Here is a 15,919-nt window from a genome sequence, read left to right as displayed (position 1 = left end):
CGATCAAAATATATACAGAATTTATTTAACTTTTTAATAAGTTATTTTAAATTACGTAATTTTATGTTGTTTTATCATTTTTATTATGAATGACATGTGTATCTCCCGTATCCTGGGGTCCTGTCGGCTATCCAGGGAAGCTGAGAGCGATGCCTGTCTCTCCCCCATTCGCTCTTTATCGGTGCTTCATCCAGAGTAAAGCCACGCACTATCCGCGGAAGTGGCTATATCGCTCTATCAGAGTGGGGTGCTGTGGTGATCAACGATTCAGGTAGAGGCGAGCGCTTACAAGAGTTCACCAACAGACGAACAAGAAGGGGAAGTAGGTATATAGGAAAGCAAGTATAGAAAGCAGGAAAAGGCAACGCAGGTAGTCGATATGCGTCAAATCAGGATAAAGGTATAGGCCCCTAGCCCATCACGGGTTAAATCAAAAGTGTATTTGCTAACGCTGCATTTAAAAAAAGCAGCGCATTTCACGCGCTGCTTCCAAAACACCTTGCACGAGTATTGGATGCAAAGAGTGTCGATTAGCGATAGGAAAGGATGGAGATCACTGTTTCCGTAGAAACTCGGACACACTGCTGATATCTTCTTTCGCCAGCCCTGAATCAGATGCTTCTTTCCAGACTTTTGCAACTTCGTTGAGTGTTGGAAGAGTATCCTTTTTGCCTGCATCCAGCGCTAGAAGAGCATCTTTAAGACCCCATTCAAGCGCCATTTCTGTCGAAAAGTCATTGTTCTCGATTTTGGCCAGCTTTGGCTTCATGTAGGGAGCTGCGAGGGGGCCACCATCAAGGACACTCCACAGATCATCGGTTGTGAAGCCCAGCTCCTGCGCGAGAAGGGCAGTTTCTGTCGTCCCTTGCATTAACATGACCAACCAGGCATTGACTACCAGTTTCATGCGACTGCCTGCGCCAATATCTCCAAGCCAGCGAGTACCCTTGCCGATAGCATCGAAAACAGGCTGTACCTTGTTGCTCGCACGTTTCTCGTCACCACTGGCAAGCACCAACAGTGTCGCGTCTTCAGCAGGTTTCTTGCTGCCGGAAACGGGAGCATCAATCCAGATAACATTGGGAAATTCGTCTTCACTACGTTTAGCCAGTTTTAGCGTAGCATCAACGCCAATTGTGCCCATTTGTGCCAATACGCTCTCTTCTTTAAGGGCCGCCAGTACACCCTCATCGAATAGAACCTGTTCAGTCACCCTGGGCGTTGGGAGCATACTGATAACTACATCGGCATGGCGGGCCGCGTCGGCAGCACTTGCTCCACGTTTGGCGCCGGCGGCGACAAGATCTTCATCTTTCCCGGGGCTTCTATTCCATACATGTACGTTAAAGCCCGCCTTAAGCAGGTTGGCGGCGAAAGGATGGCCCATAGTGCCTAGCCCGATGACTGCGACTTCAGGTTTGTTGCTCATTGGAACCTCCAGAAAAAGATGGAAAAGTAAGCTTTAGTGCCCGCCAGCAGTAAGGACAATGAAAACAGGCGCGCAGGTTTATAATAATTAAGCCATAACAGGCTATACCAATATACTTTTATTATGGAAGTATTAATTTGATGGTTGGCCTTGTGGAGCCAATCCTCGCGTGTCTTTGTAGGGAATGATTTCTCTCTCCATATAGATGCTGTACAAGGAAATATAACCTGCTGTAATTCAATAGGGCGTTTTGGGGAGAAGAGAGGTAGTCGGATGCTTAAATTAGCAAAGGTATGTATATAATGTTATATAGGTATTATCGTTTTATAAAAAAATATTATGGGGTGAGCTGTGAGTGATGACTACAAGAATGCATCCGCAGGCGCTGTAGAGGAAAAGAAGCCCGATGATCGTCCGGAACGGGATGAGAGCGGCCTAAGTGCTGAAGTCTATTTGCTAAGCACAGCAGGGATCGCAGCCATCGCAGGATTTCTCTACGGATATGATACCGGAATTATTTCGGGTGCCTTGCTACAAATATCCAATGAATTCCATCTGACGCATACGAGTCAGGAACTGGTCACCAGCGCGATTCTGGTGGGGGCGGTGGTAGGTGCCTTGTCTACAGGTAAACTGGCGGCCGTGATTGGTCGGCGCTATACCATCATGAGTGTGGCTTTTCTCTTCATTGTGGGTGTGCTGTGCTGTGGATTTTCAACGTCGGCTACATTGCTGGGTCTGTCCCGCCTGGTCCTGGGTGCCGCTGTTGGAGGGGCTTCGCAGATAGTGCCGGTCTACATTGCTGAATTGGCGCCCCCCTCGAAACGAGGGAGTCTGGTGACCTATTTCAATATCTCCATCGGTGTTGGCATTTTGGGGGCTGGGCTAGTAGGTGCTTTCCTGCAGGATGTTTGGAGCTGGCGGACCATGATCATGGTCGCGGGTATCCCTGCCCTGGTGTTGGCACTCGGGATGTTCAAGCTGCCGGAAAGCCCGCGTTGGCTGGTGGGGCAGAAGCGTCTGAAAGAAGCGCGTCAGTCTCTGGGTATGGTGCGTGAAACCAATCGTGAAGTGATGCGGGAAATACGCGCCATTCAGGAAAACCGTAAAGCGTCCTCAAAGGCACAGCGTGCTGGATGGTCGGAGCTGCGCAAACCCTGGTTACGTCCTGCCTTGATTGCAGGGCTTGGTGTAGCGGCATTCACACAGCTGTCGGGGATCGAAATGATGATCTACTACACTCCGACCTTCCTGTCCGATGCCGGGTTTAGCCACAAGGCTGCACTTTATTCTGCATTGGGTGTCGCCGTTATCTATCTGGTCATGACTATTGCGGGTAAAACGATGGTGGACCACGTTGGGCGCCGCCGTTTGGCTTTGGTCATGTTGCCTGGTGCGATTATCTCACTGCTTCTGTTGGGAGGTATTTGGGTATTTGGTGCCAATGGACCCAATGCAGCGTGGCTGATCGTTGTTTGCCTTTTTGCCTTCATGACATTCAACTCTGGTGGTATTCAGGTAATCGGCTGGCTTGTGGGTGCCGAGGTGTATCCCACGGCCATTCGTGAAAAGGCGAGCAGTTTGCATGCAGCAGTGTTGTGGGGTTCCAACCTGTTTCTGACGGGAACGGCGCTCTCGATGGTATCCTTGCTGACGATAGGCGGTGCCATGTGGTTCTATGCTGTATTGAACATTCTGGGCTTCGTCTTTATTTATTTCTTCGTCCCTGAAACCAAGGGCAAAAGCCTTGAGCAGATTGAAAAAGATCTCAAGGATGGGAACTTCAGCCGCTTCCAGATCGATGAACGGAAACATCATCACGCTGACTAGACAGCAACGGATGGGTATGGTGCAACGCTGTTACGTTCGCTTTTGATGCAAGAAAAAACAGGGCCCGGGAGTTGTTCCCGGGCCCTGTTTTTATTGAGGCATGTATAACGACAGCCGATTCACACCGGATAATTACTCGTCATAATCAATGTCGGAGTAAAGTACACGGACACGTAAGGTATTGGAAACCCCCTGCAATGCATGGAGTGCTTCCTTGCCATATGCCTTGTCAACATCAATAACAACATAACCTACATCCACGTTGGTTTGCAGATACTGGCTTGAAATGTTGATGTCGTTTTCGCTTAGTACGCGGTTGATTTCAGACATAACGCCCGGTACGTTCTTGTGAATATGCAGCAACCGGTGTTTGTTCGGGTGTGCAGGCAGCGCCACTTCAGGGAAGTTGACTGACGTGATTGTAGTTCCGTTATCGGAGTAGGTGACCAGTTTGTCGGAGACCTCTACACCGATATTTTCCTGCGCCTCTTCCGTGGACCCGCCGATATGAGGTGTCAGAATGACATTGTCGAGATCACGCAGGGGCGACTCGAATTCATCATCATTTCCCTTGGGTTCTTTCGGGAAGACATCAATGGCTGCGCCGCGTAAATGCCCTTTATGCATGGCATCTGCCAGGTCTTCAATAACAATGACATTACCACGGGAGGCATTGAGTAGTACAGCATTAGGCTTCATGAGCGCGATCTGATCCGCACCAATCATCCACTCGGTAGAAGGCAGTTGGGGTACGTGCAAACTGACGATATCAGAACGTGACAGCAACTCTTCCAAAGAGCCAACCTGGTGAGCATTACCCATATCCAGCTTGGTCGTCACGTCGTGGTAGATCACTTTCATGCCCAGGCCTTCTGCCAGTACTGAAAGCTGTTTACCGATATTGCCGTAGCCGATAATACCCAATGTTTTACCACGGATTTCATTGGCACCTACGGCTGTTTTAGCCCAACCACCCTTGTGGGCTTTCACATTCTTTTCGGGAATGCGGCGCATGAGCATGATAATTTCGCCAATCATTAGCTCTGCGACGGAACGGGTGTTGGAATACGGTGCGTTGAAAACAGGAATACCGCGCTCAAGTGCAGCATGCAGGTTTACCTGATTGGTACCGATGCAGAAACAGCCTACTGCTGTCAGCTTTTCGGCAGCCTGAAAGACTTTCTCGGTTAGCTGTGTGCGCGAGCGAATACCGATAAAGTGAACATCCTTGATTTTCTCGATCAGGTCTTCTTCCGACAAGGAAGTTTTAAGGCGTTCGATATTGCTATAACCGGCGGCATGCAGATTGTCGACTGCTGACTGGTGTATTCCTTCAAGCAGAAGGATTTTGATCTTGCTTTTGTCGAGCGACGTTTTTGCCATGGTACGACTAACCTCATAAGCTGACAGGGAGTTCAATCACCCTGTAGAGTAAAAGAAGTAGGATTACTTTATCACAACAGGATGAAACTTCGCCTGTCCGTATCCTTCAACTACAGGATGAATTCTGTTCATTCACAATGGATGAAGGTTATACGTTAATTTTCGGAACGGTGTTCGCCCTTTACTCGATGAGGCATGTCATAATTGACGGACATCGGTGGCTAGCCAAAAGACAGTGCCATCCGATTCTTTTTAGCATGTTTAATTTCACGAAACCGTAACTGGCTGCCATGAGCACGTCCTGGTGATGTTATTGCCTCAACCGTTGCGGTTAACAATGGTACGTATTGGCTGGCGGTGACCAGGCCAGGGAGAACTTTGGATGACTGACCATTCAGTGTCGCTACCCGATAATGCTGATTCTGAAGAACAGGATATTTCGAGCAAGGACTTTGCCGAGACGCTGCAGAAGCTTGAGTCGATTGTCGAGCGTTTGGAGGGCGGTGAGCTGGGTCTGGAGGAATCGCTAGCCTCATTCGAACAGGGTGTTCGTTTGACGCGTGAAGCGCGCCAACGTCTGGACTCAGCAGAGTCTCGGGTCAAGGTCTTGCTGGAAAAAGAGGACGGCCACACAGAAGAACAACCATATAAGGGTAATGAATGAGTGCTCGCGAGTTGATTGAATATTCGGTTGCACGAGTGGATCGTGTACTGGATGAGCTTCTATTGGAACGGAAGGGGCCGGCGCCTCGGCTCGAGTCCGCAATGCACTACGCCCTTCTGGGGGGTGGGAAGCGCCTGCGCCCGACACTGGTCTATACCACTGGCAGTGTTCTGGGGATTGAGCACGATCGCCTGGATGCAGCGGCGGCAGCGATAGAGATGATTCATGCCTATTCACTGGTACATGATGATTTACCCGCCATGGACGACGATGATCTACGTCGTGGCCGTCCAACGGTACATTGTGCTTATGACGAAGCGACAGCCATTTTGGCGGGTGATGCACTTCAGACGTTGGCATTCGAAACGCTCGCTTCCAGCGGAGAAAATAATGCTGTGGCGTTGGTAGCCTGTTTGGCACGAGCCTCCGGGGCTGCGGGTATGGTAGGTGGGCAGGCATTGGATCTGGCCGCGGTAGGGCAGAAGATCGACCTTGATGCGCTCGTTCAAGTGCATCGTCATAAAACCGGTGCATTGATCAGCGCGGCAGTGGAGATGGCGGCGTTGGTTAAATACCCCCGGACCGATGAGCGCGTCGTCGTGTTACGTGCCTATAGTGAGGCGATTGGGCTAGCATTTCAGATTCATGATGATGTTCTGGATGTCGTCGGGGATACGGCGGTAATCGGGAAGACTCAAGGCGCGGATGCGGAGCATGACAAACCTACATATCCGGCACTGTTGGGATTGGAAGGGGCTTCCCATCGAGCGCATGAGTTGATTGATGAAGCCTGCGATGTTCTCGCGCCTTTGGGTGAATCTGCAGAGCCTCTTGTAACGCTCGCCCGTTTCATGATCGCCCGCGATCATTGATGTTTCATCAGACATCCTGATCTGTTGGCCCGGGGATCTGATCTATCCAATACGGCTTACACAGTTCTCCAGTAGACACTCGGGTGAAATAATGCCTGCTGCAGGCGAAGCGTCCCCCGTGTGTTTTCCTGGACATGGTTTTTCGAAACGTGTCCTGAACATGCCCTTATGGAAATATAGCCTTTTGGAGGCATAGACACGTGACTATGCAGCGTTTTGAACGTTTTCCAATGCAGCGCCCGGTAACCCCCTTACTTGATCGGATCGAGGCTCCCGATGCGCTTCAGGCATTGTCTATCACACAATTGAATCAGCTGGCTGATGAACTTCGCGCCTATTTGCTGTATCACGTAGGGAGGCAAGGGGGGCATTTAGGAGCGGGTCTTGGTGTGGTCGAGCTCACGATCGCTTTGCATCGTTATTATTCTGCACCGGAAGATCGGATCGTGTGGGATGTTGGGCATCAGGCCTATCCGCACAAGATACTGACAGGGCGTCGTGAAGCATTGGGCTCCATTCGACAGTGGGGGGGGCTGGCTCCCTTCCCCAGCCGACAGGAATCTCCCCATGATGCGTTTGGTGTCGGCCATGCCGGAACCGCTGTTTCTGCGGCGCTTGGTATAGCGTTGTCTCGTCGTGTCTTGAATCAACCTGGGCGCGCCTGTGCAATTGTGGGTGATGGTGCTCTGAGCTGCGGTATGACCTTTGAGGCACTTTCCCACGCAGGGGGGGAGCATGCGGATCTGACCGTTATTTTAAACGATAATGGCATGTCGATATCCCCCAATGTAGGGGCAGTTGCCGAACATTTGGCCAGTGCCTTCCACTATGGGAACCTTCATCTCCCCGACGATGAATCCACGTCGGTGGCCACCACGGCTGCTTTCTTCCGGATGATGGGATTTGACTATTCCGGCCCGATTGATGGCCATGATATTGAGGCGATTCTGGCGGCCTTGGAAAATCAGGAGGCGCCATCGGGGCCACGGTTACTTCATGTTGTTACTCAAAAGGGAGCAGGCTTTACTCCTGCCGAGGAAGATACTCTCGCGGGGCATAGTCATTCGCCTTCAACGCCTACCAAGGGATCGCATGACTTCCCTAAATATCAGGATGTTTTTGGGCAATGGATCTGTGAAAGAGCTTCGCAGGATCCACGTTTGGTGGCGATTACCCCGGCTATGAGTGAAGGCTCCGGGCTGGTTCCCTTTTCGACACGATTTCCGCAGCGCTTTTTTGATGTGGCTATCGCTGAACAGCATGCATTGACGTTGGCTGCAGGCATGGCGACAGCCGGTACCAAGCCACTGGTCGCCATTTATTCGACCTTTCTGCAACGTGGCTATGATCAGCTGATTCATGACATTGCACTCCAAGAGCTGGATGTCACCCTCGCGGTAGATCGTGCCGGTTTGGTAGGCGAAGACGGCCCTACACATCACGGTGCCTTTGATATCAGTTATTTGCGTGCTATTCCTAATCTGGTCGTGATGACACCCTCAGAGCCTCAATCTTTTGGCCAAGCTCTTGATCTTGCCTATCACTATGCGGGGCCCTGCGCGGTGCGGTATCCTCGCGGTCAGGCTATTCCTTTGGAAAATGGTCAGGTGCCCGAATTTCGTTGGGGAGAGGGTGCGTGGCTTTGCAAGCGTCAGTCTGCGATGGCACTGCTGAACTTTGGTGGTTTATTACCCGAGGTCATTGAGGCAGCGGCGAGACTTGGTGCCAGTGTGATTGATATGCGCTTTGTGAAGCCATTGGATGTCCGCTTGTTGCATGAAGCGGTTTCTCAACACGTTATACTGATTACGGTAGAGGATAATGTCACCTCGGGTGGGGCGGGCGGCGCGGTGGCAGAAGCGCTATGCAGTGCTCAAGCTGATCCGGCAGTCAAGAGGACGCATGTGCCCCCTCAGCTGATTCGATTGGGTTTGCCTGATGTATTTGTCAGCCACGGTAGCCGTGAGACGTTGCTTGAGCAAGTGGGCCTGACGGCTGATGGTATCGTCCGTCAGGTTCGGGATTATTTGGCTCACAATCATACATTGGCGGAGCATTAGCTTCTATTTCAACACGTTTCGATGTGCTATCGCATCTGGATACACAAGCCTGTGCTGTAGGCTTGAAAGACTTTTGGACTTGGTTATTCGTGCACTATATTCACGCTCTTATAGATTTTATTCTGCACATCGATGTGCATTTGAACTCACTGATTGTCACCTATGGCGGTTGGGTTTACGCATTTCTGTTTCTGATCATTTTTTGTGAAACAGGCCTCGTGGTGCTACCTTTTTTGCCGGGAGATTCTATCCTGTTTGTAGCAGGCGCCATGTCAGCATCACCCCACAACATTCTGAATGTTCATCTGCTGGCGCTACTGATGGTGTTGGCGGCCATTTTGGGGGATACCGTTAATTTCCTGATAGGTCGCTTTGTAGGCGAAAAGCTGTTCAGTAATCTCAATGCCCGCTTGATGCATCCGAAATATCTGGAGAAGACGCATGCTTTCTTCGAAAAGCATGGAGGCAAATCCATTATCATTGCGCGCTTTGTGCCCATCATTCGTACGTTGGCACCCTTTGTAGCGGGTATGGGACACATGAGCTACTGGCACTTCATTCGCTATAACGTGGTGGGTGGTATTGCCTGGGCGGCATTGTTTGTATATGCAGGTTTCTTCTTCGGTGACATGCCGATTGTTCACCGTAATCTTAATTACCTGATTATTGCTCTTATTATCGCTTCACTGATACCACCTTTCATCGAGTTTATAAGGCAAAGGTTTCGTTCGAACAAGAAGTGATCCTTGACTGGAGACGTGTCATGAGTGCGCATGCAACCGGTGCTTCCAATACTTCATCCAATTCGGATCAAGTAGAACAGCAGTATATTGCCAGCTACTATGCCAGTAGCCGTCATTCGCATCGTCCTTTCGCTGTTCTTGATGAGAGCATCGAGTGTGACGTGTGTATTGTGGGAGGCGGGTTTACTGGACTTTCCAGTGCACTTTTTCTGGCCGAGGCCGGTTTCAACGTGGTCGTGCTTGAGGCTTCTCGTATTGGTTATGGTGCCAGTGGACGTAATGGCGGTCAGTTAGTGAATTCCTATAGCCGCGATATTGATGTTATCGAAAAGAGCTATGGCACGGATACAGCACGTATGTTGGCCTCCATGATGTTTGAGGGCGGGCAAATTATTCGTGATCGTATCAAGCAGTACGATATCCAGTGCGATTTACGTGACGGTGGTATTTTCGCAGCACTCAACAGGCGTCAGTTTGAAGGGCTTGTTGAACACAAGGCCTTGTGGGAACGTTTCGGGAACACTCGGCTTGAACTGCTTGATCATGATGAAATCAGCGATGAAGTAGGCTCCCACCGTTATACGGGGGGCTTGTTGGATCATACTGGCGGTCATATTCATCCCCTGAATATGGCCTTGGGGGAAGCAGACGCCATTCGGGCATTAGGTGGCAAGGTCTTCGAACAATCCCCTGCTATTCATATTGATCATGCAGATCCTGCAGTCGTCAAAACACCTCATGGGCAGGTAACCGCAAAATTTGTGTTGGTGGCAGGCAATGCCTATCTGACCGGAGTAGAGCCTGAACTGCACGCACGCAATATGCGCTGCGGCACACAAATCATTGCGACCGAGCCCCTGAGTGAAGCGCAACGTGCGCATTTGCTCAAACATAATTATTGTGTCGAAGACTGCAATTATTTACTGGATTATTTCCGACTGACCGCCGATCACCGTTTGCTTTATGGTGGCGGGGTGGTGTACGGCGCACGCGATCCTGAAAATGTTCAGAAGATGATTCGCCCCAAAATGTTAAAGACCTTTCCTGAGCTAAGCGGCGTACGTATCGATTATGGATGGACAGGCAACTTCCTGCTTACTCTTTCGCGGTTGCCACAGTTTGGCCGGATCACGCCGAATATTTATTACATGCAGGGCTATAGTGGCCATGGGGTAACGACAACTCATTTGGCAGGCAAGGTGTTTGCCGAGGCGCTGAAGGGGCAGGCTGAGCGTTTCGATGCGTTTGCTTCACTACCGCATTTGCCGATGCCGGGAGGGCGACGTTTCAGTGTGCCTCTATCAGCAATGGGCGCCGTATATTATGCGTTGAGGGATCGTTTGGGGATCTGACGGCTAACCCGTCACGCTGATGGAATGCTGTGCCTACGCTCACACTTACATTTACATTTATAACTACAACGTAAGAGGGGTGTTGGCACTGATTAATTTACAGGGAACATGCCCGGGGTTTCTGAATGTGTGGGGGATGTTGGTGTTGATCGCGTAGCTCTGTCCCGGGCTCAACAGGTAGGTTTGTCCGTCATAGAGTATTTCAATACTCCCTTCCAGCACAGTACCTACTTCTTCACCTTCATGGGTTAATTGTTCCCCTGTGGAGCTTCCCGGTGCATAGGTTTCGATCATCATGCCAAGACTTTTCGCACCTTCTTGGCTTCTGAGTAATTGAAGGGCAACGCCTTGTGATTCCCACTGTACCAGATCCTCTGCCTCAATAATGATGGACGCGGGGCGTTTGTCCTCATCTTCTGCGAAGAAGTCAGCCAGTGAGATATGGTAAACGGCCAGTATCTTATGGAGTGTACTGATCGACGGGGAGACTTTGTCCTGCTCGACGCTACTCACGGCACTATGTGTCAAGCCAGCCAGCTCAGCCACTTTGCGCTGGGAATACCCTTGTGACTGACGAATACTTGAGAGCCGAGTGCCAATGGATGGCATATGGGGAGGTGACGATGCTGACACTGGATGAGCCGCCTCTATATATTCAAATTACGTTCTGTCGAAACAACATTCGTTGACACTCTATGCAAAATAGCAAGCGCCTGTGGGTGCGGATAATGCGCGTATTTTAAACGGGCGTCCAGTGCTCTCCCACCTTCTTCATGTATCCGGTTTTCTTCCCGTATTTTTCCTCGACTGAAACTGTGCTTTTCATGTGCTGCTTACTCGTAGTGGGGCCTGATGAAGGCTGTGTACTTCCAGAGGGTGATGATGGGCATTTATATCCATTACCCCCTATAATGACTAGTCAGATGTTTTATAAATTGCAGGCCTTTGCCGGGCACTGTCACACTTCAACAGGCAGGTAAATAAAATGTGGCAACGAGTCAGATCAGAATGGCCGTTATTGGTCGCTGTATTGGCAGCTATCGCTGGGTTCGGTCTTGAGCATACATGGTTGAGTGCCGGACGCTTGGTCACTTCGATCATCACCGTGCTGCTGGTTGTGATTATTGTCGCGGCCGCAATGCGTGTCTCGACCCATGCGGAAAAACTGGCAGAAAAGGTCGGTGATCCGTATGGCACGATGATCCTGACATTGGCAGCAGTCCTGGTTGAAGTGCTGATCCTGGTCATCATGATACATAATGAGGCCTCGCCGACACTTGGGCGCGACACGGTTTATTCCGCAGTGATGCTGGATATCAATGGCATTATTGGATTGTCAGCGCTACTGGGCGGATTTCGGCATGGTGAACAGCCTTATAATGATGATTCCAGCCGCAGCTATGTGGTAATGATCATGACGGCCATGGGGATTTCAATGTTATTGCCTGCGGTCATTCCAGCCCATGACTCGATGGTTTTCTCCTGCTTTGATATTGTTGCCATGCTGGTGCTCTATTCTGTCTTTTTGCGCATGCAAACGGGGCCGCACAGCTATTTTTTCAGCTTCAATTATCCCGACAAACGCAAGAAAAAGGTAAAAAAAGCTCAGAACGCGATAGCGACGACATCTTTAACGCAGACGTCTTCCCAACAATCGCCGACTCCAACGCCAAGTAATACCGGTGAAAGTAATACTGGTGAAAGTAATACCGGTGAAGAAGTCCATCATGAAGCGCCAACGAGCGTACTTTGGTCTGTTGTGGTGTTGGTGGTTGGTGTCATACTGACGGGGATTCTGGCGGAGGTGATGTCATCAGGGATGAATACCTCCTTGAAGGGATTACCCGTACCGCCGATGATGGTGGCTATCGTGGTGGCCCTTATTTCAGCCAGCCCTGAAATCCTGACAGCCTTGCGTGCCGCTTTGGCCAATCGGATGCAGTCGGTTATCAATATTGCATTGGGGGCTACGCTATCAACGGTAGTGTTGACGATTCCGGTGATTGAGGTAATCGGCCTTTATCAGGGGCAGCGCGTGAATATGGCATTGGACCCAGTGCAGACAGTGATGTTGTCGCTGACCCTGATTATTGCTGCCATCAATCTGAACGATGGTGAAACGAATGCGATTGAAGGTATGACGCACTTTGTCCTGTTCGCGACCTTCGTAGCGCTTTCCATTCTGGGAGTGTAGTGGTGAAAAAGTTATTGCGTTTTGTTTCTCCCCTGTATGCATTATTCGCGTTCATGATGGTTATTATGCCATTCGAGGTGCACGCAGAGAGCAAGCAAACACTGAACGTGTATACCTATGACTCCTATATTTCCAATTGGGGCCCCGGCCCGGCCATCAAAAAGGCCTTCGAGTCCCAGTGCCGCTGTCGCGTCAATATGGTGGGAACTGATGATGCAGGGAGCTTGCTCTCGCGCCTTCAACTGGAGGGCAGCAGCAGTGATGCAGACGTGGTGTTGGGCTTGGACAATAACCAGCGTGGTCAGGCACTAAAAACAGGGCTAATGGCGAAACTCCCTGTGGGCATGCCTTCGCCAAAGCTACCGTTGGAGTGGCATGACACGACGTTCATGCCAGTGGACTGGGGGTGGTTTTCCTTCGTCTATAACAAGGCGCAGCTGAAAAATCCGCCTGACAGTTTCGATCAGCTTCTGAATGGCCATTATCGCATTGTGATCGAGGACCCCCGCACTAGTACGCCGGGGCTTGGGCTGCTGGTTTGGTTGCGTCAGGTATATGGTGAACATGCAGCAGATGCGTGGCGCAAGTTGCGGCCCCAGATTGTGACGGTTACGGGAAGTTGGTCAGAGGCTTATGGCCTTTTCCTGCGAGGGGAGGCCAATCTGGTGCTTTCCTATACGACATCGCCGGTATATCACCAAATGGAAGAGCATAACGACCACTATGCAGCGACTCTCTTCAACGAGGGTAATTACATGGAGGTTGAGGTGGCGGCCAAGCTGGCACATGCACCGCATCCACAATTGGCGGATCAGTTTCTGAAATTCATGGCATCGGCCCAAGTGCAAAAGCTGATGGCGACGGGAAACTGGATGTATCCGGCCTATGCGTCAGGATACCCGTTGCCTGCTCCGTTTGCAGCGGCGCCAAAACCTGCGCGTACGTTGATGATGGCCCCTGACAAAATTGATGCCAATCGCCGTGCCTGGATCAGTGAATGGCAAAATGCTATGAGCCAGTAATTCCATGGGGCGTTTTTTCGATCGAATAAGCTTGAGTCTGGCTATTTTCCTGCTGGTTCTGGTATTGCTGGTACCGGTGGGAGCTCTGGTTACAGAGTTCTCACCCTGGTCCGCTTTTCAGCCGACCTTTGATGATCCTTATATTCGTCATGTATTGCTTTTTACCTTCGAGCAGGCGCTTGTCTCTACTCTCCTGTCTGTTGGGCTTTCCATTCCTGTAGCCCGTGCATTGGTCAGGCGCCCTCAATTTCCCCTGCGTTCCGTACTCATGTCCCTGATCAGTTTGCCAATTGTACTGCCAACAATTGTGGCGGTATTCGGGATCATTGCAATCTTTGGCTATCAGGGCGTGTTGAATGATTTTCTTGTTATGCTGGGGGCTCCCCGCTGGGGTGGCCTGTATGGTTTGCCCGGTATTTTGTTGGTTCATGTTTTTTTCAATCTGCCGCTCTGTGTTCGCATTTTGCTTCCCCTCTGGCAGCAGGAATCACAGACTTCATGGCGGCTGGCGGCACAATTGGGAATGAAAAGCCGTGCAGTTTGGCGTTGGATTGAGTGGCCGCTGATAAGACCTCAACTTCCCGGGCTGTGTTCGTTGGTAATGTTGCTTTGTCTGGGTAGTTTCGCCGCTATATTGGCACTTGGCGGTGGGCCTGCGGCCACGACGCTTCCCGTTGCGATCTATCAGAGTCTGCGTTTCGATGTCGATATGCCCACAGCTTCGGTGTTAGCACTTACTCAGCTGGTAATCGGTATGGTATTGCTGTGTATTCTTCCCAAAACACCGGATACCTCATGGTTGGCCCGTTCTCGCAATGAGACTGTTATTCAGCGACATGATGCACTTGGATGGAGCGCCTGGTTGTGGGATGGAGTCTGGCTTTTACTGGCAGCAGCCTTGTTGCTGGCCCCCTTGGTGGCATTGGTCTTCGAAGGCATTCAGGGGCCGATAGTTAAAGTGGTAGTAAGTACTGACTTTTATCAGGCTTTGCGTGGTTCGGTAATGATCGCTGTATGTAGTGTCTGCATTGCCCTGCTGATAGGTTTGCCATTTGCCAGCCGGATGGCTCGTCAGCAACTTCGTGGGTACCAGCGCTTCTATTCTCTTATAGGACAAATTGGATTGGCTGTATCCCCGTTGGTATTGGGAACTGGCTGGTTTATGTTGGTGCGTGGTAATGCGGGGTTTTCCGGAAGTATCTTACTCGTGGCGCTGGTGAATGGAGTGATGGGGGTACCCTATCTACTTCGCTTGTTGCTTCCGGCCTTTATTCGGGTAAATGCCGATTATGAGTCATTGATGGAACAGTTGGGGATGCAGGGGCTTGGGCGGTTTCGCTTGGTGGTATGGCCAATGATTCGCAAGCCGTTGGCCAGTGGCATTGCGTTGGTCGCATGCATGAGCCTGGGGGATCTGGGCGTTATTGCGCTCTTTGGAGACCAGCATCTGAATACGTTGCCTCTTCTGTTGTATCAACAATTGGGCGCCTATCGTACGCAGGATGCTTCCGTGACGGCGTTGCTTCTTATGGTAATGATTGGAGCACTATTTTGGGGAATTGATCGAATAGTGGGTGGAAAGGGAGTTACTGTATGACAACGCACGTTGGCGAAGCAGGGTTGGTTGTTGAAAGTGTGAGTGCTCACTACCAAAAAATTGATTTCCATTATAACTTTACGGTCAATCGTGGTGAATGTTTAGGCATTGTTGGGCCAAGTGGAAGTGGCAAGAGTACCTTACTTTCCCTGATTGCTGGATTTAACCCCGTCAGTGAGGGGGATATTCGTGTGAACGGGCGATCTATCGTGCATAAAAAAGCATTTGATCGGCCGGTGACGGAAGTCTTTCAGGCAAATAACCTCTTCGCCCACCTGACACTTCGTCAGAATGTAGGGCTTGGTATTCATCCTGATCTCAAATTATCGTCTGCACAGTGGCAGCAGGTTGATCATGCGCTAAAAGAAGTCGGGCTGGAGACATTGGGAGCACGCTTGCCCGGTACCCTTTCAGGTGGTCAACAATCGCGTGCCGCATTGGCGCGTGCATTATTGCGTGATCGGCCCGTGCTATTGCTGGATGAGCCATTGGCGGCATTAGGGCCGGCACAGAGGCAAACCATGCTCAAGCTTATTCGCCAATTGATCGAAACAAGAGAAATGTGTGGCTTATTGGTCAGCCATCAGCCTGATGAGCTGATGACGACCTGTGACAGAATTGCATTTGTTTCCGAAGGAAGGATCGTCTGGGTAGGCCCACCGAATGAGCTCAATGCGGAGGAAGGGCCGCAGGTCATCAGGGAATATCTGGGAAACCGGGAGTCCTCATCACTTGGTTAATAGCTTCGTTAGGGTTGATTGCTTTACTATCAA

General features: G+C 50.7%; 13 protein-coding genes. 10 read left to right on the top strand and 3 right to left on the bottom strand.

Annotation, left to right across the window (positions count from 1 at the left end; genetic code table 11):
- Nucleotides 1-553 precede the first annotated feature (553 nt).
- Nucleotides 554-1,429, bottom strand: a complete 876-nt coding sequence (locus LMG33818_RS07635) for an NAD(P)-dependent oxidoreductase (RefSeq protein WP_442322769.1) — start codon at nt 1,427-1,429, stop codon at nt 554-556.
- A 351-nt stretch (nt 1,430-1,780) separates the two neighbouring features.
- Between LMG33818_RS07635 and LMG33818_RS07630 the strand changes: the two genes are divergently transcribed.
- Entirely contained in the window at nt 1,781-3,259 is a 1,479-nt protein-coding gene (locus tag LMG33818_RS07630) for a sugar porter family MFS transporter (RefSeq protein WP_442322768.1), read from the top strand.
- A gap of 132 nt (nt 3,260-3,391) precedes the next feature.
- Here the strand turns inward: LMG33818_RS07630 and serA are convergent, their stop codons facing one another.
- A complete protein-coding gene (gene serA / locus LMG33818_RS07625; RefSeq protein WP_442322767.1) occupies nt 3,392-4,642 on the bottom strand; it encodes a phosphoglycerate dehydrogenase in 1,251 nt (416 codons plus the stop codon).
- 382 nt (nt 4,643-5,024) lie between these two features.
- On the opposite strand from serA, the gene LMG33818_RS07620 reads away from it, so the two are divergent.
- The 5 genes from LMG33818_RS07620 to LMG33818_RS07600 all read left to right on the top strand — a co-directional run bounded on the left by LMG33818_RS07620 (nt 5,025) and on the right by LMG33818_RS07600 (nt 10,333).
- A complete protein-coding gene (locus tag LMG33818_RS07620) occupies nt 5,025-5,306 on the top strand; it encodes an exodeoxyribonuclease VII small subunit (protein ID WP_442322766.1) in 282 nt (93 codons plus the stop codon).
- Nucleotides 5,303-6,178: a (2E,6E)-farnesyl diphosphate synthase gene (ispA, locus tag LMG33818_RS07615; RefSeq protein ID WP_442322765.1), complete on the top strand. Its 876-nt coding sequence runs from the start codon at nt 5,303-5,305 to the stop codon at nt 6,176-6,178. Before LMG33818_RS07620 ends, ispA begins: the two co-directional genes overlap by 4 nt.
- Nucleotides 6,179-6,384: 206 nt before the next feature.
- A complete protein-coding gene (locus tag LMG33818_RS07610) occupies nt 6,385-8,238 on the top strand; it encodes a 1-deoxy-D-xylulose-5-phosphate synthase (RefSeq protein ID WP_442322860.1) in 1,854 nt (617 codons plus the stop codon).
- Nucleotides 8,239-8,261: 23 nt separating this feature from the next.
- Nucleotides 8,262-8,981, top strand: coding sequence for a DedA family protein (locus LMG33818_RS07605; protein ID WP_442322764.1), 720 nt, complete (start codon nt 8,262-8,264; stop codon nt 8,979-8,981).
- A 20-nt stretch (nt 8,982-9,001) separates the two neighbouring features.
- Entirely contained in the window at nt 9,002-10,333 is a 1,332-nt protein-coding gene (locus tag LMG33818_RS07600) for an NAD(P)/FAD-dependent oxidoreductase (RefSeq protein ID WP_442322763.1), read from the top strand.
- Between the two features lie 63 nt (nt 10,334-10,396).
- On the opposite strand, the gene puuR is transcribed toward LMG33818_RS07600, so the two are convergent.
- A complete protein-coding gene (puuR, locus tag LMG33818_RS07595) occupies nt 10,397-10,966 on the bottom strand; it encodes an HTH-type transcriptional regulator PuuR (RefSeq protein ID WP_442322762.1) in 570 nt (189 codons plus the stop codon).
- Between the two features lie 352 nt (nt 10,967-11,318).
- Between puuR and LMG33818_RS07590 the strand changes: the two genes are divergently transcribed.
- The 4 genes from LMG33818_RS07590 to LMG33818_RS07575 are packed head-to-tail and all read left to right on the top strand — an operon-like array spanning nt 11,319 to nt 15,886.
- Complete coding sequence (locus tag LMG33818_RS07590) at nt 11,319-12,527, top strand: calcium:cation antiporter (protein ID WP_442322761.1); 1,209 nt, start codon at nt 11,319-11,321, stop codon at nt 12,525-12,527.
- A 2-nt stretch (nt 12,528-12,529) separates the two neighbouring features.
- Nucleotides 12,530-13,549, top strand: coding sequence for a thiamine ABC transporter substrate binding subunit (gene thiB, locus LMG33818_RS07585; protein WP_442322760.1), 1,020 nt, complete (start codon nt 12,530-12,532; stop codon nt 13,547-13,549).
- Nucleotides 13,550-13,553: 4 nt separating this feature from the next.
- Nucleotides 13,554-15,146 (top strand): ABC transporter permease subunit, encoded by a 1,593-nt coding sequence (locus LMG33818_RS07580; RefSeq protein WP_442322759.1) that lies wholly within the window; start codon nt 13,554-13,556, stop codon nt 15,144-15,146.
- Nucleotides 15,143-15,886: a thiamine ABC transporter ATP-binding protein gene (locus LMG33818_RS07575; RefSeq protein WP_442322758.1), complete on the top strand. Its 744-nt coding sequence runs from the start codon at nt 15,143-15,145 to the stop codon at nt 15,884-15,886. The genes LMG33818_RS07580 and LMG33818_RS07575 overlap by 4 nt, the downstream gene beginning before the upstream one ends.
- The last annotated feature ends 33 nt before the right edge of the window (nt 15,887-15,919 follow it).

The organism is Cernens ardua, from assembly GCF_051251085.1.
GTDB lineage: Bacteria > Pseudomonadota > Gammaproteobacteria > Pseudomonadales > Halomonadaceae > Cernens > Cernens ardua.
Note: the sequence above shows the minus strand (reverse complement) of the source record. Positions and strands in the feature narration are given on the sequence as shown.